We start from the raw sequence: 18,572 nt of genomic DNA, 5'->3' as shown, positions 1-18,572 counted from the left end.
ACGCCGGGCGCCTGCACTGCTTCGGTGGCCTCAGGTGCCCGGCTTGCGGCCGTAGACGAAGACGTCGTCGCCGTTCTTCAGCAGGGACCAGTACTTCTTGGCAGTCGTGCTGGTCATGTTGACGCAGCCGTGCGAACCCGGCGGGTTCCACATGCTGAGACCGACGGAGTGGAAGGCCTGGCCGCCGTCGAAGAACTGGCTGTAGGGCATGGGGACGTTGTAGATCGTCGAGACGTGGTCGATGTCACGCCAGTAGATCTTCTTCAGACCGGTGCGGGTCTCGTACCCGTTCCGGCCGGTGCGCACCGGGACGGGGCCGTAGACGAGCCTGCTGCCGTCCTGGATCCAGCTGAGCTGGAGCGTGAGGTTGACGCAGGCGATGCGGCCCTTGTTGGTGGGGCACGCGCCGGACTTGTTGGGGTTGTTGCCCACCGCCTTCTGCTTGTTCATGAGGTCCATCACACCCCAGGTGACGGGCCCGGCGTAGCCGATGTTCGGGGTGATGCCGTGCTTGTTCTGGAAGGCCTGGATGGCCTTGCAGTCGGCGGTCGACTGCCTGCCGTCGACGGGCCGGCCGAGGAACTTCTCGACCTGCTTCTGGTACGGCCCGGCCTGCGTCGAACAACTCGCGGCCTGCGCCGGCGCGGCGCCCAGCGCGAGCGTCAGCGGTGCGACAAGGCCGGTGACCCCGAGCACGACGGCCCCTCGTCTGCGTATGTCCCCCATGGTTGCCCTCTCCCTGGCGCGATTGCGGCGATCTCGTCAACGTAGACCGGTGTCCGGGGGTAGCGGTTGTAGTCCCGCACAGCCTGTGACGAAACAGTGAACTTCCTGTCCGCCCAAGCGCCCGACGGGCGGCTGGGAGGCCCGCGCTCAGCGGTAGCCCGTCGTGTCCGCCGGTTTCCCCGCGTCCTGCACCTCGACGAGGTAGCGCCACGCGTCCGGCCTGCTGCCGTCGAGGTCGGTGAAGCCGTACTCCGGGGCGAGACCGCCGCTGGAGAGGGACCGTCCGTTGTGGCGGGCGACGTCGGGGTCGGCGGCGAGGGCGGCGACGGCGCGGCCGACGTAGCGGGGTGTCTCCGAGATGGCGAAGTGGGGGACCCGGTCCAGGGCGTCGCGCCAGTTGTCCTCACGGACGCCGAAGTGGTCGAGCATCAGCTCCGAGCGCAGCCAGCCGGGGGTGAGCGCGACAGCGGTGGCGCCGCGCGGGCCGAGTTCATGGCCGAGGGCGAAGGCCATGCGCAGCACGGACGCCTTGGCGAGGTCGTAGAAGAAGTTCACGCGGTAGGTGTCGCGGTTGTACTCGGCGGTGCCGTCGGTCATCTCGACGACCAGGCCGCCCGGGTGGCGCAGCAGCAGCGGCAGGGCGTGGTGACCGGTGATCGCGTGGGTCTCGACGGCGAGCCGGAGCAGCCGCAGCCCGTTGTCGAGGTCGTGCTCCCAGAGGGGGGTGTCCCACTCGTAGAGGTTCTCGCCGCCCCAGATGTCGTTGACCAGGACGTCGAGGCGGCCCTGTTCGTCCGCGACGCGGTCGACGAGGGCGCGCACCTGTGCGGGATCGAGGTGGTCGGTGGGGACGGCGATGCCGTGGCCGCCCGCCTCGGTGACCAGGTCGGCGGTGTCCTCGATGGTCTCGGGGCGGTCGTACTCGGAGCGCCGGTCACGGGTGGTGCGTCCCGTCACATAGACGGTGGCGCCGGCCGCCCCCAGCTCCACGGCGGTCCCGCGCCCCGCGCCCCGGGTCGCCCCCGCGACCAGTGCGACCTTGCCTTCCAGCGGCCCGGACATGTCCGGCCTCCCTGCCTCGAACGAATGGTGTCGCTACGAGGGTCCCGGGAAAGCCGGACATCTTCTGTCGCCTTTCTGCGGTGCTCACCCGGCCGGGCGCAGCCGGTCCTCCAACGCGCCGTCGTCCGCCACGAACCACAGCTGGCCGCCCTGGTTCGCCTCGTACACGAAGTCCCGCAACGCGGAACTCTCGGCGACGTGCGGGGAGATGTCCCCGACGACGGCCAGCCTCAGCCGGTAGTTCGCGAACTTCTGCACGACAGCGCCCGCGACCCCCGACCGCAGTTGGAAGAACGCGTCCCCGACCCGTTCGGCGGGCACGGCGACGAGTGTGGCGTCCTGGCCGAACGCGTCGCCGATCAGGTCGAGGGCGGCGCTCTCCCCGTCGAGCGGTGGGCCGTCGGGGGCGCACCGCAGGACACGGGTGTCATGGAGGGTCACGAGTGCAGTGGTCATGCCCGTGATCGTAGGGCGGGCCGGCGCACCGGCGCTGCTGTGTTTCCTGCCGGGCATCGGGGCCGGGTCAGTGGCCGCGGGCGATCCACTCCTGAAGGTGGGGCGCCTCCGCGCCGATGGTCGTCGCGTCGCCGTGGCCGGTCAGCACCTTCGTCTCCGGTGGGAGCGCGAGCAGCCGGTCCCTGATGGACGTGATGATCGTCGGGAAGTGGGAGTAGGAGCGTCCGGTGGCGCCGGGGCCGCCCTGGAAGAGGGTGTCGCCGGTGAACAGCACGCCGAGCCCGGGCTCGTACAGGCAGACCGCGCCGGGCGCGTGCCCGGGGGTGTGCAGGACGGTCAGGTCGGCGCCGGCGGCCTCGATGACCTGGCCGTCGGCCAGGTGGGCGTCGGGCTCACGGTGCGGATGGGTGAGCTTCCACAGCGGCAGGTCGTCGGGGTGCAGCCAGATCGTGGCGCCGGTCGCGTCGGCGAGGGCGGGCGCGGCGGAGACATGGTCGTTGTGGGCGTGGGTGCAGACGATGGCCGTCAGTCTGCGGTCGCCCACGGCGGCCAGGATCGCGTCGGCGTCGTGGGCGGCGTCGATGACGACGACCTCGTGGTCGTCGCCGACGAGCCACACGTTGTTGTCGACGTCCCAGGTGCCGCCGTCGAGGGTGAACCGGCCTGAGGTGACGAGGTGTTCGATGCGCGCGGTCATCACAGCACCACCACCGAACGCAGGACGTCTCCGTGGTGCATCCGCTCGAACGCCTTCTCCACCTCGTCGAGCTGAATCGTCTCGGTCACGAACGCCCCCAGGTCCAGGCGGCCCTGCAGGTGCAGGTCGATCAGCATCGGGAAATCGCGGGAGGGCAGGCAGTCGCCGTACCAGGACGACTTCAGCGACCCGCCCCGCCCGAACACGTCCAGGAGCGGCAGCTCGAGCTTCATCTCGGGGGTGGGCACGCCGACCAGGACGACCGTGCCGGCGAGGTCGCGGGCGTAGAAGGCCTGCTTGTAGGTCTCCGGGCGGCCGACCGCCTCGATGACGACGTCGGCGCCGAAGCCGCCGGTCAGCTCGCGGATCGCCTCGACCGGGTCGGACTCCTTGGAGTTGACCGTGTGGGTGGCGCCCATCTTCCGCGCCGTCTCCAGCTTCCGGTCGTCGATGTCCACCGCGATGATCTTGGCCGCGCCGGCCAGGTTCGCCCCGGCGATCGCCGCGTCACCCACGCCACCGCAGCCGATGACCGCGACGGTGTCGCCCCGGCCGACGTTGCCGGTGTTGATCGCCGCGCCGATGCCCGCCATCACGCCACAGCCCAGCAGACCGGCCACCGCCGCCGACACCGACGCGTCGACCTTTGTGCACTGCCCGGCCGCCACCAGCGTCTTCTCCGCGAACGCCCCGATGCCCAGTGCCGGAGACAGCTCCTGACCGGTCGAGGCCAGCGTCATCCTCTGCTTGGCGTTGTGGGTGTCGAAGCAGTACCAGGGCCGGCCCCGCAGACACGCCCGGCACTGTCCGCACACCGCACGCCAGTTCAGGATCACGAAGTCGCCGGGCGCGACGTCGGTGACGCCGTCGCCGACCGACTCCACGACACCGGCCGCCTCGTGGCCGAGCAGGAAGGGGAACTCGTCGTTGATGCCGCCCTGCTTGTAGTGCAGGTCGGTGTGGCAGACCCCGCAGGCCTGGATCTTCACCACGGCCTCACCGGGGCCGGGGTCGGGGATCACGATCGTCTCCACCCGCACCGGCTCGTTCTTGCCCGGCGCGATCACTCCGCGTACTTCCTGCGGCATGCTGTTGCCCCTTTCTTCGGCGGTCATCCGTCCCGGTGCCGACCCTACGTGTGACTGATCGGTAAGCGCATGGGCGGCAGGGCCGACGCGTGCCCTGAACATGTGCCCGCGGCCACACCCCGCCTGCGCCGACGTAGCCTGAGGGCTTCGACCCGACCTCCGAGGAGCCTTGTGACCATCGCGGAGACCGCCGGCGGCCGGCCGCCGTGGCGACTGTTGCTCGATTATGTGCGGCCACACCGCTGGGCCCTGCTGGCGGGTGCGGCGCTCTCGCTCGTCACCGGCGCCACCGGGCTGCTACTGCCGCTGGTGGCACGGGGGTTGATCGATGACCTGGGTCATGACCGGGCGATAACCGGGGCGTTGCTGGCACTGACGGCGCTGGTGGTCGCCAACTCGGCGCTGGGCGCGCTGGGTTCGTATGTGCTGCGGCGCACGGCGGAGTCGGTGGTGCTCGGTGCCCGGCGGGCGCTGTCCTCGTATCTGCTGCGGCTGCGGATCCCGGCCGTGGACCGCAGCGAGCCCGGCGATCTGATGGCCCGCATCACCTCCGACACGACGCTGCTGCGCGAGGTCACCACCGACTCGCTGGTGGGCCTCGGCACCGGCGGTCTGACACTCGTCGCCACCGTCGTCATGATGGGCCTGGTGGATCCGGTGCTGCTGGGGGTCACGCTGGCCGTGATCCTGGGCGCGGGGACCGTCCTCGGGGTGATCGTGCCGCGCATCAACCGGGCGAGCCGGCGCGCGCAGGACGCGGTCGGGGTGATGGGGGCCTCGCTGGAGCGGGTGCTGGGCGCGCTGCGCACGGTGAAGGCGTCGGGCGCCGAGCTGCGCGAGGAGGCGACGCTGCACTCGGCGGCCGAGGAGTCCTGGCGGCAGAGCGTGCGCGCCGCCAAGTGGTCGGCGGCGGCGGGCAACACGGCGGGCCTGGCGATGCAGACCGCCTTCATCACCGTCCTCGCGGTGGGCGGAGCCCGGGTCGCGACGGGCACGATCGAGGTCGGCACGCTGGTGGCGTTCCTGCTGTACGTCTTCTATCTGATGTCGCCGATCCAGCAGGTCGTCGGGGCGATCACCCAGTACCAGACGGGTTCCGCCGCCCTGAGCCGCATCCAGGAGGCCCTGCACCTGCCCGCCGAACCGGCGTCCCGCCCCGCACCGCTCCCCTCCTCCACCGCCGAACCGGCCTCCCTCGCCTTCGCCGACGTCCGCTTCCGGTACGCCGACGACCTGCCGTACGTCCACCACGGGGTGACGTTCGCCGTGCCGGCCCGGGGCATGACCGCGTTCGTCGGACCCTCGGGAGCCGGCAAGACCACGGTGTTCTCGCTGATCGAGCGGTTCTACGACCCCGAGTCCGGCACGATCACCCTCGACGGCCGTGGCCTCGGCGACTGGGAGCTGTCCCAGCTGCGCTCCTCCATCGGCTATGTGGAGCAGGACGCTCCCGTGCTGTCGGGCTCGCTGCGCGACAACCTGCTGCTGGGGAACGCGGAGGCCGACGACGACACGGTGCGCCGTGTGCTGAAGACGACCCGCCTCGACGCTCTGGTCGCGCGGCTGCCGCAGGGGCTGGACACGCTGGTCGGGCACCGCGGGACGAAGCTGTCCGGCGGCGAGCGGCAGCGCGTGGCCATCGCCCGTGCGCTGCTGCGCCGTCCGCGGCTGCTCCTGCTCGACGAGGCGACGTCCCAGCTGGACGCGGTGAACGAGGCAGCGCTGCGGGACACCGTCGCGGACGTCGCCCGGACGACCACGGTCCTCGTCGTCGCGCACCGGTTGTCGACGGTCACGATGGCCGACCGGATCGTCGTCATGGACGCGGGCCGGGTGCGGGCGGTGGGTACGCACCGTGAGCTGGTGGCGGGCGACCCGCTCTACGCGGAGCTGGCGGCGACCCAGTTCCTCGCGACGGTCGAGTGACCCGGAGGCCGAAACGCGGGTGGGGGCCGTCCGGACGTCCGGACGGCCCCCAGCGGGGAAGAGGTACGCCACTCAGCCCTGGATCCCGGGCAGCAGCCCAGTGACGGTGGCGACGAGATCGGTGACCTGGTGCAGCTCGTTCAGCTGCTCGAGCCCGCTCACCTTGTTGAGCTCGCCCAACTGGCCAGGGGGGCCGCGAGGCCCGTGACCCCGGCGGCGGTTGCGGCGATGCGTCGAGTGGAGATCACGCCCTCAGGGGCGCCGTGGGCGGGCCGGCGGACACGGGTGGGCGGCCGCGCTCACCCGACAGGTGGAGCGGACCGGCTGCGCTTGCCGAGCCCGCCGTGCCGGAGGAGCCTCGAAGTGAGGGCCCGGCGTTCCGTCCTCCCCTCGGCCGCGGCCCTTCGAGGAGGTCACCATGGGCACCACGGCAGGCTCCGCATTCGACACCGAGACCCTGCGCAGGGGCGTGGAAGGACAGTCGGCGGCGGCGCTGCTGTCGCTCTACGCCGACGACGCGGAGCTGCGCGTCGTCGACCACAACACCCAGCCCAGCAGGCCGAAGGTTCTGCACGGCCGGGACGAGATCGCCCTGATGCTCGAGGACGTCTACGGCAGGGACATGACCCACAAGCTGGAGGAGTGCATCGTCCAGGGCGATCGCGCCGCCTACAGCGAGTCCTGCCAGTACGCGGACGGCGTGCGCGTGCTCGCCGAGTCGATGATCACCCTGCGGGACGGCAAGATCGTCGAGCAGACGCTGATCCAGGCATGGGACGAGTAGGAAGGAAAACCGGTGAGCCGCAGGGCCAGGTGCCCTGCGGCTCGGGGCGTCAGGTCAGGGTCCACTTCTGGTTGTCGGCGGTGCCGCAGGTCCACAGGACGATCGGGGTGCGGTTGGCGGTGCCCGCCCCGTTGGCGTCGAGGCACAGGCCTGCGTTGACGTTGGTGATCGTGCCGTCGCTGTTGACGTTCCACTTCTGGTTGTTCTGGCCGTTGCAGTCCCAGATCACGACCTTGGTGCCGTTGGTGGTGCCCTGGTTGTAGGCGTCCAGGCACTTGTTGCCGTACACCACGAGTTCCTTGCGGGAGGTGTACGTCCATGCCTGGTTGGAGCCGCCGTTGCAGTCCCAGATCTCGGCCTGGGTGCCGTTGGTGATGGTGGTGTTGTACATGTCCAGGCAGCGTCCGGACTGCTTGCCGACGACCAGGGTGCCGTTCATGCCGGGCAGCGGCTTGACGGTGATGTCGGCGAGGGTCGGCGCGTTCGTGAACGTGAGGGTGTTGGCCGACCCCTTCGACAGGGCGACCTGGAGGCTGATCGTGCCCTGCGCGGAGCCCGTGGGCGGGAAGGAGACGGTCGTCGCCGTCTGACCGTTGACCTTGAGGGTCGCGCTGCGGGCGGTGGCGGCGGTGTTGGTGTAGGCGACGTCGACGACCTTCAGGCCGGTGTTCCCGGCGACCACGCCGGAGAAGCTCGACGTGCCGGTGTACGTGCTGCCCGACGCCTCGGTGCCGCCGGTGACGGTGAGCATGACGGAGCCGCCCGCCGGGACGTTCGCGGTGTAGCTCGTGCCGGACGAGCCGAGGTCGGCGCGCGCCCACAGGTCACGGACGGTCGCGGAGGCGTTGGTCAGCCCCAGGTCGGACCAGCGGACGGTGATGTCGGCGGCGGCGGAGGTGCGGTTGAGCAGGACCACGGCCCGCTTGCCGGTGCCGGCGAGGACCTTGCCGTACACCTGGAGGCCGCTGCTGTCCTCGGCGACCTTGACGCCCTGGAGGCCGCGCGGGTCCTGGTCGACGGCGACGACCTCGGGGTTCTTGAGGATGTTCGCCGTCTCGGTCGTCATCGTGCTCAGGTCGTTGCCGGCGAGGAGCGGGGCGCCGGAGATGGCCCACAGGTTCATGTGGGTGCGATTCTGGGCGGCGGTGAAGCCGTTCATGCCGACCATCAGCATGTCCGGGTCGTTGTAGTAGCCGGTGTGCTGGACGGTGGGGTGCACGTTGCGGTCGAAGTTGGTCAGCAGGTTGGTCATGGACGGCTTGTTGCCGAACAGGATGATGTCGTCGTTGGTCCGCCACATCGCGCCCTGCCCGGGCGCCCAGTTCCAGGGGTTCTGCCGGCCCCAGTTGCACAGCGACAGGGTCATCGGGCGGCCGGTGGCGGCCGTGGCCTTGGCGATGGCGTCGCTGATCGACTGGTACGTCGTCGCCGCGTCGAGGCCCTCGGCGTCACCGCCGCACCAGTCGACCTTCACGAAGTCGAAGCCCCAGGTGGAGAACTGGGTCATGTCCTGCTCGTAGTGGCCCTCGCTGCCGCTGCCCGGGGCGGCGGGGCGGCCGGTCGGGAAGTAGTAGCCGCAGCCGTCCTTGCCGGCGTCGGTGTAGATGCCGGCCTTCAGACCCTTGCTGTGGATGTAGTCGGCGATGGCGCTCATGCCGCCGGGCCACTCGGACTGGTCGACGGTGATGTTGCCCGCGCTGTCACGGGTGCCCTGCCACCAGCCCTCGTCGATGTTGATGTACTTGTACCCGGCCGCGGGCAGGCCCGCGGCGACGAACACGTCGACCTGCTGCTTGATGACGTTGTAGTCGATCTTCGCGGCGAAGCTGTTCCAGGAGGCCCAGCCCATCGGGGCGGCGGGCACGGCGATCTGCCGCGAGGTCGCGGCCTCGGCGGGGCCGGGCTGGGCGAACAGCAGGGCCGCGGTCGCGGTCAGCAGCAGGGCGAGCACGCGTGCGGCGGCGGATCTGCAGCGCCGGACGAGGCTGGAGCGGGGTGGGGGAAGCATGCGGCGGCTCCGGAATTCGAACTTCGAAATATCGAACAAAGGTCGGCGAACCGAACGTATTGCGCGCCGAAAGTAGGGCCACCCGAGAGGGAAGTCAACGGCTGCGACAGAAGTGATGTGACCGGTCACGAAAGTTGGCCGCCACAGACGAAGTGGCCGCTTTCGTGGGGTCGTTCACCCACGACCGGGCCCAGCGCCGCCATACTGTCCGTCGTGCGAGTGGCGATCATGACGGCGGGATCCCGGGGCGACGTGGCCCCCTTCACCGGGTTGGGGCACGCTCTCGTGCGGGCGGGACACGAGGTCACCCTGGTCACCCACGCCCGGTTCGCGCCGCTGGTGGCGGGCTCGGGCGTGGGTTTCCACGCGCTGCCCGTCGATCCGCGGGCCGAGTTGGAGTCCGAGCGGGGCCGGGGTCTGCACCGCAGCACCACCGGCCCGGGCAAGTTGCTGCGCGTGGCCCGGATGGCGCGGGCACTGGTCGGGCAGATGACTGACGACATCCTGACCGCCGCCCGCGCCGGCGACGTGCTGCTGCTGTCCGCCTCGGTGGCGCCCCTGGGGCACACCATCGCCGAGGGCCTGTCCCTGCCGAGCCTCGGCCTCTACCTCCAACCCATCGCCCCCACAGGGGAGTTCGCGCCGCCGATGCTGGGCGGCGGCTCATGGGGAGCGGTCGGCAACCGGCTCGCCGGGCACGGTGTCGGGATGGCCGTCGAGCAGATCTTCGCGCCCGTCCTGCCCACGGTGCGGGCCCGGCTGGGACTGCCCGCCGCCTCCCGCCCCGGCGCCGCGCTGCGGGCGCGGCAGCGGCGCGGCTGGCCGGTCCTGCACGGTTTCAGCCCGCTGGTGGTGCCCCGGCCCCGGGACTGGCGGACCGAACTGGAGGTCACCGGGTACTGGTGGCCGTACGACCGGGAGAGCCGACTCCCGCCTGCGCTGCGGACGTTCCTCGACGCCGGGGCGCCGCCGGTCTTCGTCGGCCTGGGCAGTGCGACCGTGCCCGACCCGCGACGGCTGAGCGGCGAGATCGTCCGGGCGCTGCGGCGGGCGGGGCTGCGCGGGGTGATCCAGCGCGGCTGGGCGGGCCTCGCGGCCGACGGCGACGACATGCTGACGGTCGACGAGGTGCCGCACGCACTGCTCTTCCCGGAGACGGCCGCGGTGGTCCACCACTGCGGCGCGGGCACCACGGCGGCCGGTGTACGGGCCGGGGTGCCCGCGGTACCGGTGCCGATCCAGTTCGACGAGACCTTCTGGGCCGACCGTCTGGTCTCCCTCGGGGTGGCCCCGGCGTCGCTGCCGCTGCGCCGGCTGACCGCCGACGCCCTCACCGCAGCGCTCGTGCGGGCCACCCGCGAGCCCGAGTACCGAGAGCGGGCACGGACGGTGGGGGGCCGGGTGCGCGGGGAGGACGGCGTGGGGCGGGTGGTGGAGGCGGTGGCCCGCCTGTCACCCGACCGTCCCGACGCCACCGGCCAGGACGGGCCCTGAGGCTTCCCCAGGTCGTATCCGCAAAGTAGCGCCGCCTGCCCGGAAGCCAGGCGGGACTTTGCGGACAGAACAACTAGGGCTCCTCGGGCGCCCAACCCGGCGGGCGGAGTATCCCCAGCAGTTGGCGGACCAGTTCGTCGACGACCTCGTCCAGGGTCGCGTCCACCCACCCGGCGCTCCAGTCGTGGAGGAGGCCGTTGACGCTGCCGATGAAGCCCGCCGCCGCGAGCCGGTAGTCGCGCGGGGCCGCCTCGCCGCGGGCGGCGGCCGCCGTCGCCTCGGCGCAGATGAGGTCGACCCAGCTGGCGCGGCGGGCCAGACGCTGCTCCTCCAGGCGGGGACTGACGCCGACGATCTCGACGAAGGTGATCCGGATGCGGCACGGGTCCGCCGTGACGTTGCCCGCGTAGGCGTGGAAGATCGCCGTGACGCGGTCGACGAGCGGCAGGTCCTGCGCGACGGTGAAGGCGGCCATGACCGCCTCCTCGGCCCAGGCGTTGACCTGGAGGTGCAGCGCCGCCAGGACGTCCTCGAGGGTGCGGAACTCCTCGTAGAACTGTCGGGTCGACAGGCCGGCCGCCTCGCTGAGCGAGGCGACCGTGGTGCCGCGGTAGCCGGGCGTGCCCCCGAACAACCGCAGTGCCGCGTCCAGAAACCTCCCGCGCCGCTCGGCCTGCCGCTGCTCGGCGGTCTTGCCGCCGTATCTGCCGGTCGGCGTCCTGAGCCTGCCCGTCACTGACCCTCCCTCGTCGCTGCGTGCTCCCCCGCCGCCAATTTTGTCGTGCACGGCCTCTTGTGGCGAAGGGCACCCCTTCCTTACTTTCCAGTAAGTCAACTTTGAACGCGCCCGTGTTCAGATTCGGGCCGGGTGCTTCGCCCTGCCCCGTACCTTCCGCCACCCCCAGAGGAGAGAGCAGCCATGCCTGCCTTCAGAACCAGGCACCTTTGCTCCGTAGCCGCCGCCCTCGTCCTGACCGTCACCGCTCCCGCGACCGCCGCCACCGCCACCGCCGCCTCCGACGCCTCGACCGCCGCCGCGCTGCGCGAGGTGCTCTTCGTCGGCAACAACTGGGAAGGCACCGCGGACGTCATCAAGTCCAGCGGGGACTTCGCCAAGGTCGGCCGGATCAACGTGATCCCGGACAAGAACGCCCGGATGGCGGAGATCAACGCCGATCCGATCAAATGGATCTACTTCACGGCCATCCGCAACGGCGTCGGCGAAGGCCATGACCAGTTCGTCGACGACATGTACACCACGCCGGACGGCTCCTCGGTGGTCGTCTCGCGACCGAGTTTCGCCGACGTCGTCTCCATCAACCTGGCCACCGGAAACATCAACTGGCGTTTCCCCGTGTCGGGTTACCGCTCGGACCACATGGCCGTCTCACCGGACGGCAAGCGGGTCGCGGTCTCCGCGTCGATCTCGAACACGGTGCACGTCCTGGACATCGTCACCGGCAAGCAGGTCGGCTCGTTCAAGACCGGCGACAAGCCGCACGAGAACATCTTCACCAAGGACGGCAAGTACATCTACAACATGTCGATCGGCGACGTGAACACCTCGATGGACGCGCCGTGGCAGGACTTCACCAAGGGCGACCGGCGCATCACCGTCGTCGACGCGAACACCTACCAGCAGGTCAAGATCATCGACATGCGGCAGCGGCTGGACGCGATCGGCCTCAAGGACTACTCGGACGCGGTGCGCCCGGCGGTCTTCTCACCGGACGAGTCCAAGCTGTACTTCCAGGTCTCGTTCTTCAACGGTTTCTTCGAGTACGACCTCGCCTCGGACCGCATCACCCGCACGAAGACCCTGCCGAAGAACCCGGCGACCAGCGACGACCGCACCACGTTCGTCAACGACTCGCGCCACCACGGCCTTTCGATGAGCCCCGACGGCAGCAAGCTGTGCGTCGCCGGCACGATGGACGACTACGCGACGATCGTCAACCGCAGCACCCTCCAGGAGGGCCCGCTGGTCACCGCCTCCAAGCCCTACTGGGCCACGGTCAGCGGCGACGGCAAGGACTGCGTGATCTCCGAGAGCGGCGCCGACCAGGTCACCGCGATCGACTTCGCCACCGGGCAGAAGGTCGTGTCGGTGCCGGTGGGCGACCACCCGCAGCGGGTCCGGCTGGGCCATGTCGCCGCCGACTGGACGGGGACGGGTAGCTGACTCCTGGTCAACCGGCGTACTGCTCAACCGACGTACTGCTCAACCGCCTTGAGCACCGCGCCCGCCCCGTCCTCCGTCGCCATACGCTCCGCGGCGGCCTGGGCGGAGCGGGTGTATGCGGGATCGCGGACGGCCCGGTCGAGGGCGTCGGTGAGCAGTTCGGCGGTGAGGGACCGGAACGGCAGGGGTGCGGTGGCGGCGCCGAGCGCGGCCAGCCGCCGCGCCCAGAACGGCTGGTCCGCCGTCACCGGCACCGGTACCGCGGGCACCCCGGCGCGCAGTCCTGCCGCCGCGGTGCCCGCTCCGGCGTGGTGGACCACCGCGGCCGTCCGGGGGAACAGCAGCGCGTGGGGCATGTCCCCGACGGTCAGGACGTCGTCGTCGCCTTCGGCGGCAAGCCCGGCGCTGCCGCTCTGCAGGATGCCGCGCAGACCGGCGGCGCGCAGGGCCCGTACGGCGATCTCGCTCAGCCGCTCCCCGTGGCCGGCGGCCATGCTGCCGAAGCCGACGAACACGGGCGGCGGACCGGCCGCGAGGAAGTCCTCCACCTCGGGGGTCAGCCGCTCGGCCGGATCGGCGTACGGCCACCAGGGGCCGGCCACCTCCAGGCCGGGGCGCCAGTCGCGGGGGCGGGGCACCAGGGCGGTGCTGAAGCCGTGCAGCACCGGCCCGCTCCTGACGGCGGCGGGTCGCGGCGGGCGTCAGCGCGGGCAGCTCCAGGCGGTGGCGCAGGGCGGAGACGGCCTGTGTGTACAGGCGGTCGGCCATGCGCAGGGCGAGGCGGCCGGCGGCGCGGTTGGCGGGACGGCCCAGGGAGCGGGCGCCGGTGACGACGGGCGGGAAGTCGCCGGTGGGCGTGGTGGGCTGGAGGTAGACGCCCAGGCCCAGAAGGCCGCTCGCCTCGGTGAGATGCCAGCCGAGCGGGGCGGTGGTGGTGGACAGCAGGAGCAGCTCGGGGTCGCTCGCGGTCACCGCGTCGGCGAAGCCCTGCCCCAGTTCGGTGATGAACGCGGCGGCGGTGCGCAGGAGTGCGCGTCGGCCGTCCGCCTCCCCCTCCGGGCGGCCGGGCAGGCCCCGGAACCCGAGCCCGGCCGCATGTACCAGCGGTGCGTGGGCGTCCGTGGCGGCGAGGGTGACGTCGTGTCCGGCGCGGTGCAGGTGCGCTCCCAGGCCGGTGTAGGGGGCGATGTCGCCGCGGGATCCGGCGGCGGCGATCAGGATTCTCAAGGGTTCTCCTCGGCGGTGGTGCGGGCCGCGTTGGCGTGGACGGCCTTGCACAGGTAGGCGGCGAGGCCGGGCCGTTGCTGCGGCGGAGGCACGACGAGGGCGAAGGCGCGCGGATCGGCCGCGAAGTCGTCGGCGACGCGCCGGTGCATGGCGGGCGGGCAGTCGGTGAACCACCGGGTGACATGGCGGCGGTGTTCCTCGGCCAGGTCCATGGCCCGCTCGCCGTCGGCCGGCTCCTCCGCTTCGAAGGCGTCGAGGAGCTCGGCGCGCCAGTCGGCGGCCTCGGCCATCAGCCTGCGCCAGTCCTCCTTGGTGTGGGCGGCGGCGCGGGCCATCGCCTCGCGCTGCCCGGCCGAGTCGGCCCACTTCAGCCGGGCCTCGGTGGCGTAGCTGAGGTCGAAGGCGATGTCCCCGAAGACCTCGAACCGCTCCTCGGGGGTGAGGCGTACCCCGGTCTGCTGGACCTCGATGGCCCGCTCGGCGACCTCCGCCAGCCGCTGGAGCCGGGCGATCTCCTCCCCCAGCCTGCGCTGCCGGGCCCGCAGGTGCTCCAGCGCGTTCGCCTGCGGGTCGGTGAGGATGGTGGCGATCTCGTCGAGGGAGAAGCCGAGTTCGCGATAGAAGAGGATCTGCTGGAGCCGGGCCAGATCGGCGTCGTCGTAGAGCCGGTATCCGGCCCGGCTGCGACCGCCGGGCTTCAGCAGCCCCGTGCGGTCGTAGTGGTGCAGCGTGCGCACCGTCACTCCGGCGAAGGCCGCGACCTGTCTCACGGAGTACGTCATCCACCTGCCCTTTCGTCGAGGTCAAGCCTCAACCCTGACGCAAGGGGAGGGTCAAGCGGCGGGCGGCTACCCCACCTTCTGCGCCGCCCACGCCGACAGTTCCGTGCGGGCGGCGGCCAGCAGGGTCGCGGAGGGGGCGGTGGCGCCGTTGGTGACCAGGGCGTAGTGCACGGTGCCCGAGTCGGAGGCGCTGAGCAGCAGGCGTCGGCTGCCGGTGCCGCCCGGCTCCGGGGCCGCCGCGATCTTTGTGCCGGTTGTGTAGGCCGCCGGCCCGTACACCGTGCCGAGGTCGGAGACGACCGTGGTGGTGGCGGTCGGGAAGGAGGCGGGCAGGTGCAATTCGGTGGGGGCCGTGCCGCCGTTCGAGCGCCACACCAGCAGCCCGTACTGGCCGGAGCCGACCAGCTGTGCCGTGTTGGGCAGGGTGCTGGGGACCGGGTTCCAGGTGAGGGTGGTGGAGCCGTCGCGGGAGCGGTCCTCGTAGGTGAAGGCGACGGAGGTGCCGGAGGTGGCGCTCGGGTAGATCCGGTCGAGGAGACGGGCGTCCTGACGGAGGGTCGCCGTGCCGCTGTCGTCGAGGCGCACGGCCGAGAGGTCCTCGTCGTTCCAGCCGTCGCCCGAGGTCTGCACCTTGTCGGCGTTGGCGTTCATCAGTTCGTGGTGACGGCCGTTGTAGATGTCCCACTGCCACTGCGAACCGGACAGGACCGGGCCGGAGGTGGCCGGGGTGCTCCACCAACTGGCGCCCTTCACCCGGGAGTCGAGGGCCTGGTACATCGCCTTCAGGACGGTCGGCGCCTTTCCGGCGGTCGAGCCGTTCAGCGGGTGCCCGAACTCGCTGACGATCGCCGTCGTGCCGAGCGCCGAGGCGCGGTCACGGACGTTGCCGAAGTCGGTCACGTACTGGCCGTTCTCCGCGTTGCCCCACATCAGGATTCCGGAGATGGCCTTCTGGTCGTAGAAGTGGGTGTTGAAGACATAGCGGGAGCCGAGCGTGCCAGCGTCGAGGAGGCCGCCCTCCTCCTTGCTGACGTTGCCGTTCCAGAAGAGGTTCGGCTCGACGAAGGCGGGCTTGTCGCTCCAGCCGGCCGCGTCCATCCGGGCCCGGAACTTCACGTAGAACGGCCACAGCACGTCGCGTTCCCAGGTGCGGCTGTTCTGACCGGAGTCGTACCGGCCGGCGTAGGGCTCGTTGTAGGGGTCGAAGCCCAGGACGCCGGTGAACTCCTCGGTGGTGAGGTTCGCCTTGACGTACGCCATGGTCTTCTGGGCGGTGGCCAGGAAGTAGTCCTGGAGGCCGTAGTCGTTGTGCCAGAAGTCGTACTGGGCGGCCTTCACCGCGCTGTTCTGGGTGATGTTCTGGCCCCACATGAAGCAGATCCCGCAGGACTCCGCGGGGTAGCCGCCGAGTGTCACCGCCCATGCGGGGGCGCCGTCGCCGGTGTACCAGCTGCCCGAGTTGAACAGATGGCGGGAGTACAGGTCCTGGTGGAAGTCGGGGTAGACCCGGATGCCGGCGTCCAGGAAGGCCCGCATCTGCTGGGTGGCGGCGGCGAGGTAGGCGGTGTCGACCTGGCCCTTCACCGGTTCGGCGTAGGCCCAGGAGAGCAGGAAGCGGACGGAGTTGCCGCCGCCGAGGGCGCGCAGGGCCGTCGCCGACTTCTTGGCGTCGGCGACCGAGGCGAAGGGCAGGCCCTTGTTCTCCGCGAGTTTGGTCTCGCCGGAGACGTTGTAGCCGCGCAGCACGACCTCGCGGCCGTTGCCGTCGACGAAGCGGCCGCCCGACACGGTGAGCGCCGTGCCGTCGAAGGAGAGGGAGTCGGGGAGCGTGGCGGCGGCGGTGGCGGTCGGAGAGCCCGCCACCGTCAGGAAGCCACAGAGTCCGCAGAGGACCACCAGAACAGCGAGCAGACGAGCCCGGGCATTCGGCATGTCCACTACAGTCCGGTGATTTCCGGACACCGTCAATACCTTCTGACCCCCCAGTAAGTTCATTCCCCGTCAGCTCAGTTGGACACCCGACCCGTCACGTTCAACAGATAGTCCTTGCGATTCAGCGGATTGTGGTCCGTGCGCGGCCGCTGGGGCGGGGTGCCGTGGGTGACGGGCGCGTAGTGGTCGAAGCCGCTCTCCCACTCGCCCTCACCCCGCGTCAGCCCCGGAATCCTCTGTTCGAGGCCGTGCACCCGCGCGGCCGGCACCACCCCTTCCAGCACGCATCGCGCGCCCCTGGTGTCCGTCGTGCGCGGTACGGCACGCAGCGCCGCGAGCACGGGCAGCAGCGCGCCCAGGGTGTCCGCCGGGGCCTCGACGCGGAAACGGTGCATCGGCTCGTACACCCGCGTCCCCGCCCGGCGCAGCGCCTCGGTCAGGACCAGTGGGGTCAGGCCGCGGAAGTCGTGACCGGTGCTGGACATGCTCTTGTCGAAGCCCTGGTGGGCATGGCTCTGGCGGGGCCAGTACCCGGAGTGGGTCATGGTGACGGCGCAGTCGGTGACCTGCCAGCCGTGCAGCCCCTGGCCGAGGGTCTCGCGGACGGTGTCCTCGACCGCCTTGAAGAACGCGTACGGCATCGCGCCCAGCTCCACCTCCAGGCCGAAGGTCACGCCGCTGCCGGGCGCGGCCGGCTCGACGCGCAGACCGACGGTGGCGAGGAAGGGGTTCGCGTCCTTCTTGATGAACTCGGCCGCCGCCCCGGCGCCGGCCGGGCGCTCGACGCACAGCGGTGTCGTCTCGCGGAAGGTGACGTGCAGGCCGTACTCGTCGGCGAGGGTCGCCTCCACGACCTCCTTCTGCACCTCCCCGTACAGCGACACCGACGTCTCCTGGCGGACCTCGTCGTGACGCAGGCCGATCAGCGGGTCCTGTTCGGCCAGCCGGGTGAGGGCGACGTGCAGGGAACGCCGGTCGGTGGCCGGACCGGGCACCACGACCGTCTCCAGGGTCGGCGGCGCGAAGAAGTGGCCGTGTTCCTTGCGGGGTGCGCCGAGGCTGTCGCCGACGCGGACGTCGGCGAGTCCCCACAGCCGGGCGATCCGGCCCGCGGACACCGCCTCCCGCCGTACGTCCGTGCCCTGGTCGAAGACGCTGATCGCGGTGACCTTGCCGGTGCCGGCTCCGTACGAGACCTCGTCACGGGTGCGCAGGGTGCCGGAGAACAGACGGGCGTAGGCGATCTTCTCGCCCGCCGGCCCCCGCTCCACCTTGAACACCGTGCCGGAGAGCTGGCCTTCGGGGTCGCCGTCGGCGACGGGCAGCAACTCCCGGATCCCGGCGATCAGTTCGGGCACCCCAGCACCGGTCGTCGCGGAGCCGAAGTGGACCGGGTGGACGAGGACGTCGCGGGTCTGGGCGAGCAGCGCGGCGCGCACGCGCTCCGGTGTGACGGCGCCGTCGACGTACGCCGACAGAAGGTCGTCGTCGTGCTCGGTGAGGACGTCGAGCCCGGTGAGAACGCCGAGCTCGGGCACCCGGCCGAGGCGGAAGGCGGCCTCGGGCGTGCCCAGTTGCGTGACGGTGCCCGTCGGGACGACCGGCGCGGACAGCCGCTCGGTCAGTTCCCGCAGGACGCCCTCGTCGCGGGCGCCGCGCCGGTCGATCTTGTTGACGAAGACGAGGGTGGGGATGCGCAGCCGGCGCAGGGTCCGCATCAGGATCCTGGTCTGCGCCTGGACGCCCTCCACGGCCGAGACGACGAGCACGGCCCCGTCGAGCACACCGAGGACCCGCTCCACCTCGGCGATGAAGTCCGGGTGGCCGGGGGTGTCGATCAGGTTGACGGTGACGTCGTCGACCCGGAACGAGACGACGGCCGACTTGATGGTGATCCCGCGCCGGCGCTCCAGCGCGAGGGTGTCGGTCCGGGTGCTGCCCGCGTCGACGCTGCCGAGCTCGTCGATGACGCCGACCGAGTGCAGCAGCCGCTCGGTGAGGCTGGTCTTACCGGCATCGACATGGGCGAGGATTCCGAGGTTGAGCAAGTGCACGACGTGTCATGTCCTTTGAAATGGGGGTCATTCCTTCCTGGGGGGACATGAACGAAGTTCGCATCTCTGCTCCTGTTTCCTGCGGTGCATCTTCCGGGGCGGTACCCGCGCAGTGCAGCAGAGCGGCGGGCGGAGCGGCAACGGATTAACGTTC

Annotated in this window: 14 protein-coding genes and 1 pseudogene; 4 read left to right on the top strand and 11 right to left on the bottom strand. The window is 71.1% G+C overall.

Annotation, left to right across the window (positions count from 1 at the left end; translation table 11 throughout):
* Positions 1–30: 30 nt before the first annotated feature.
* The 5 genes from ACIBTS_RS21330 to ACIBTS_RS21310 all read right to left on the bottom strand — a co-directional run bounded on the left by ACIBTS_RS21330 (position 31) and on the right by ACIBTS_RS21310 (position 4,029).
* Positions 31–726: a L,D-transpeptidase family protein gene (locus ACIBTS_RS21330; protein WP_319339007.1), complete on the bottom strand. Its 696-nt coding sequence runs from the start codon at positions 724–726 to the stop codon at positions 31–33.
* Between the two features lie 147 nt (positions 727–873).
* Positions 874–1,788 (bottom strand): SDR family oxidoreductase, encoded by a 915-nt coding sequence (locus tag ACIBTS_RS21325; RefSeq protein WP_319673533.1) that lies wholly within the window; start codon positions 1,786–1,788, stop codon positions 874–876.
* 84 nt (positions 1,789–1,872) lie between these two features.
* Positions 1,873–2,244 (bottom strand): DUF4180 domain-containing protein, encoded by a 372-nt coding sequence (locus tag ACIBTS_RS21320; protein WP_319673532.1) that lies wholly within the window; start codon positions 2,242–2,244, stop codon positions 1,873–1,875.
* 67 nt (positions 2,245–2,311) lie between these two features.
* Complete coding sequence (locus ACIBTS_RS21315; RefSeq protein WP_399321246.1) at positions 2,312–2,941, bottom strand: MBL fold metallo-hydrolase; 630 nt, start codon at positions 2,939–2,941, stop codon at positions 2,312–2,314.
* Positions 2,941–4,029, bottom strand: a complete 1,089-nt coding sequence (locus ACIBTS_RS21310; protein WP_399321244.1) for an S-(hydroxymethyl)mycothiol dehydrogenase — start codon at positions 4,027–4,029, stop codon at positions 2,941–2,943. The genes ACIBTS_RS21315 and ACIBTS_RS21310 overlap by 1 nt, the downstream gene beginning before the upstream one ends.
* Before the next feature lie 171 nt (positions 4,030–4,200).
* Here ACIBTS_RS21310 and ACIBTS_RS21305 point away from each other — a divergent pair, with 171 nt between their 5' ends.
* Together ACIBTS_RS21305 and ACIBTS_RS21300 are read left to right on the top strand one after the other, a co-directional pair.
* On the top strand, positions 4,201–5,955 hold the full coding sequence (locus ACIBTS_RS21305; RefSeq protein WP_319673530.1) for an ABC transporter ATP-binding protein: 1,755 nt from the start codon (positions 4,201–4,203) through the stop codon (positions 5,953–5,955).
* Positions 5,956–6,373: 418 nt separating this feature from the next.
* Positions 6,374–6,739, top strand: a complete 366-nt coding sequence (locus ACIBTS_RS21300) for a nuclear transport factor 2 family protein (RefSeq protein WP_319339019.1) — start codon at positions 6,374–6,376, stop codon at positions 6,737–6,739.
* A 49-nt stretch (positions 6,740–6,788) separates the two neighbouring features.
* On the opposite strand, the gene ACIBTS_RS21295 is transcribed toward ACIBTS_RS21300, so the two are convergent.
* Positions 6,789–8,747 (bottom strand): ricin-type beta-trefoil lectin domain protein, encoded by a 1,959-nt coding sequence (locus tag ACIBTS_RS21295; protein WP_399321242.1) that lies wholly within the window; start codon positions 8,745–8,747, stop codon positions 6,789–6,791.
* A 228-nt stretch (positions 8,748–8,975) separates the two neighbouring features.
* Between ACIBTS_RS21295 and ACIBTS_RS21290 the strand changes: the two genes are divergently transcribed.
* The gene (locus ACIBTS_RS21290; protein ID WP_399321404.1) at positions 8,976–10,241 is read left to right on the top strand and encodes a glycosyltransferase; all 1,266 of its coding nucleotides are present in this window, start codon (positions 8,976–8,978) and stop codon (positions 10,239–10,241) included.
* Positions 10,242–10,314: 73 nt separating this feature from the next.
* Here ACIBTS_RS21290 and ACIBTS_RS21285 read toward each other — a convergent pair whose 3' ends face one another.
* Positions 10,315–10,977, bottom strand: a complete 663-nt coding sequence (locus ACIBTS_RS21285) for a TetR/AcrR family transcriptional regulator (RefSeq protein WP_399321240.1) — start codon at positions 10,975–10,977, stop codon at positions 10,315–10,317.
* A gap of 183 nt (positions 10,978–11,160) precedes the next feature.
* Here ACIBTS_RS21285 and ACIBTS_RS21280 point away from each other — a divergent pair, with 183 nt between their 5' ends.
* Positions 11,161–12,423, top strand: a complete 1,263-nt coding sequence (locus tag ACIBTS_RS21280; protein WP_399321239.1) for a YncE family protein — start codon at positions 11,161–11,163, stop codon at positions 12,421–12,423.
* A 23-nt stretch (positions 12,424–12,446) separates the two neighbouring features.
* Here the strand turns inward: ACIBTS_RS21280 and ACIBTS_RS21275 are convergent.
* From ACIBTS_RS21275 to ACIBTS_RS21260, 4 genes and pseudogenes are all read right to left on the bottom strand, one after another.
* Positions 12,447–13,650: pseudogene (locus ACIBTS_RS21275) on the bottom strand (glycosyltransferase).
* On the bottom strand, positions 13,647–14,432 hold the full coding sequence (locus ACIBTS_RS21270; protein ID WP_399321237.1) for a MerR family transcriptional regulator: 786 nt from the start codon (positions 14,430–14,432) through the stop codon (positions 13,647–13,649). Before ACIBTS_RS21270 ends, ACIBTS_RS21275 begins: the two are co-directional and overlap by 4 nt.
* 66 nt (positions 14,433–14,498) lie before the next feature.
* Positions 14,499–16,364 carry an endoglycosylceramidase gene (locus tag ACIBTS_RS21265; protein ID WP_399321235.1) on the bottom strand — a complete coding sequence of 622 codons (1,866 nt, stop codon included), beginning with the start codon at positions 16,362–16,364 and terminating at the stop codon, positions 14,499–14,501.
* Positions 16,365–16,438: 74 nt separating this feature from the next.
* Positions 16,439–18,418 (bottom strand): GTP-binding protein, encoded by a 1,980-nt coding sequence (locus ACIBTS_RS21260; protein WP_399321233.1) that lies wholly within the window; start codon positions 18,416–18,418, stop codon positions 16,439–16,441.
* Between the last annotated feature and the right edge of the window lie 154 nt (positions 18,419–18,572).

This window comes from Streptomyces sp. NPDC050121, assembly GCF_044460385.1.
GTDB classification, from domain to species: Bacteria; Actinomycetota; Actinomycetes; order Streptomycetales; family Streptomycetaceae; genus Streptomyces; species Streptomyces soliscabiei.
The sequence above is the reverse complement of the archived record's forward strand: the minus strand, read 5'-3'. Positions and strand labels throughout refer to the sequence as shown.